The sequence below is a fragment of the Wenyingzhuangia sp. genome, from assembly GCF_039768515.1.
Classification (GTDB): Bacteria; Bacteroidota; Bacteroidia; order Flavobacteriales; family Flavobacteriaceae; genus Wenyingzhuangia.
Genome location: NZ_JBDNAI010000096.1, coordinates 1 through 2,633 on the forward strand (window position 1 = coordinate 1; position 2,633 = coordinate 2,633).

Annotated in this window: 2 protein-coding genes; both read left to right on the forward strand. The window is 36.5% G+C overall.

Features of this window, described 5'->3' with window-relative positions; translation table 11 throughout:
* The first annotated feature begins 19 nt into the window (after positions 1-19).
* Entirely contained in the window at positions 20-1,036 is a 1,017-nt protein-coding gene (locus tag ABF281_RS06630) for a cytochrome c oxidase subunit II (protein WP_347180897.1), read from the forward strand.
* A gap of 26 nt (positions 1,037-1,062) precedes the next feature.
* A partial coding sequence (locus ABF281_RS06635) for a cbb3-type cytochrome c oxidase subunit I (RefSeq protein WP_347180898.1) occupies positions 1,063-2,633 on the forward strand: 1,571 nt, incomplete at its 3' end.

Sequence of the window (2,633 nt, forward strand, 5' to 3'; positions counted from 1 at the left end):
AAATTAAGACAAAATAAATATGTTAGCTTTATTTTATATTTTTATAGGTGTTGCAATTGGAGTCAGTTTTTGGCAGATTACCAGAGTAATGAACTTACGATCGGTGATCGCAGACGATCACGATAATGACAAACAAGGAAAGTACTTTTTAGCCTTTACGGTATTCTTCTATGCAATGATGATTTATTGTCTATTAGCAATGAATGTACTGATGTTGCCAGAATCTGCTTCTATCGAAGGAGAACATGATGACAATCTTTTTGATATTACATTTTGGTTGATTGGTATTGTTCAATTTATCATGCAGTTTTTAATCTTCTATTTTACCTACAAGTATAGAGGAAGAAAAGATAGAAAAGCAAAATTCTTCGCAGACAGTCACCAATTAGAAATTATTTGGACCATTATACCAGCAGCAGTATTGGTGGTTTTAATTGGATACGGATTGTGGCAGTGGAATGAAGTAATGGATTTATCCGAAGAAAAGGATGCCGTTGTTATTGAAGTGTATTCACAGCAATTTAGATGGGATGCTCGTTATGCAGGAGAAGACAATACCTTAGGTTTAGGAAATGTTAATTATATAGACATTGATAACCTCAATACCATGGGTGTAGATATGTCAGATCCTAATGCACAAGACGATAAACAAGTAACAGAATTGGTACTTCCAAAAGGAAGAAAAGTACACTTTAAATTCCGTTCACAAGATGTACTCCACTCGGCATACATGCCGCACTTTAGAGCGCAAATGAATTGTGTGCCCGGAATGGTAACTGAGTTTGGTTTTACACCCAAGTATACTACTGAAGAAATGAGGTTGAATCCAGAAGTTATGGACAAAACAAATGCAATTAATAAAATTAGAAAAGCCAAAGGAGAAGATCCTTATGAGTTTGATTACCTACTTTTATGTAATAAAATTTGTGGACAAGCCCATTTCAACATGCAAATGAAAATTACTGTCTTAGAACAAGATGAGTATGACAAGTGGCTTGCAGCCAGACCAACATTAGCAGAAGTAATTAAAAAATAATTTAGACACTACAAATCAATAAGATTATGTCAGAGCACCATCATAAAGAAACATTTGTAACAAAATATATTTTCAGTCAAGATCATAAAATGATTTCGAAACAATTCTTGGTAACAGGAATGTTTATGGGAATTATAGCGGTTTTAATGTCCATGCTATTCCGTTTACAACTCGCTTGGCCAGACACCTCATTTACGATTGTGGAAGCCTTCCTTGGATCGCATCAAACAAATGGGATCATGGATCCAGACATTTACTTAGCCCTAGTAACCATTCATGGTACTATTATGGTATTCTTTGTACTTACAGCAGGACTAAGTGGTACTTTTTCAAACTTATTAATTCCATTGCAAATTGGTGCAAGAGATATGGCCTCAGGATTTCTTAACATGATCTCCTACTGGTTGTTCTTTTTATCAAGTGTTGTCATGGTAATTTCTTTGTTTGTAGAAGCTGGACCCGCAGCTGCAGGTTGGACCATATACCCTCCATTATCTGCATTGCCACAAGCAATACCAGGATCAGGAGCAGGAATGACCTTATGGTTGGTTTCCATGGCGATCTTTATTGCTTCTTCATTAATTGGAGCACTTAACTACATCGTAACTGTTTTAAACCTACGTACAAAAGGAATGCACATGACTAGATTGCCGCTAACAATGTGGGCATTCTTTATTACTGCAATCATTGGAGTAGTTTCATTCCCAGTTTTGCTATCTGCAGCCCTATTGTTACTCTTCGATAGAAGCTTTGGTACCTCTTTCTTCCTATCAGATATTTTTATCTCTGGTGAAGTATTGCACTATCAAGGAGGATCCCCTGTATTATTTGAACACTTATTTTGGTTCTTAGGACACCCAGAAGTATATATTGTACTATTGCCGGCATTGGGAATTACCTCAGAAGTAATTTCAACCAATTCAAGAAAACCAATTTTTGGATACCGTGCAATGATTTTGTCTATTATGGCCATTGCATTCTTATCTACAATTGTTTGGGGACACCACATGTTTATTTCAGGAATGAATCCTTTCTTAGGATCTGTCTTCACATTTACAACCTTATTAATTGCAATTCCATCTGCTGTAAAAGCATTCAATTACTTAACGACCCTATGGAAAGGAAATCTCCAATTAAATCCAGCAATGTTATTCTCTATTGGGTTGGTTTCAACATTCGTAACAGGAGGATTAACTGGATTGGTTCTAGGAGATTCAGCATTGGATATCAACATTCATGATACTTACTTCGTAGTCGCTCACTTTCACTTGGTAATGGGCGTCTCTGCAATTTTTGGAATGTATGCCGGGGTTTACCACTGGTTCCCAAAAATGTATGGTCGAATGATGAACAAAGCCTTAGGATATTGGCACTTCTGGATCACAATTATTTGTGCCTATGGAGTATTTTGGCCAATGCACTTTATAGGTTTGGCAGGATTACCAAGGAGATATTATACCAACACAGAATTCCCAATGTTTGACGATTTAGCAGACATCAACGTGGTTATTACAATATTCGCTTTAGTGGGAGGTGTGGCACAACTTATTTTTATCGCCAACTTCTTTATCTCTATGTACAGAGGACCAAAAGCAAC

Excerpts from the sequence above, each read along its gene's own strand:
- ABF281_RS06630 (WP_347180897.1), top strand. The coding sequence starts at position 20 with ATGTTAGCTTTATTTTATATTTTTATAGGTGTTGCAATTGGAGTCAGT.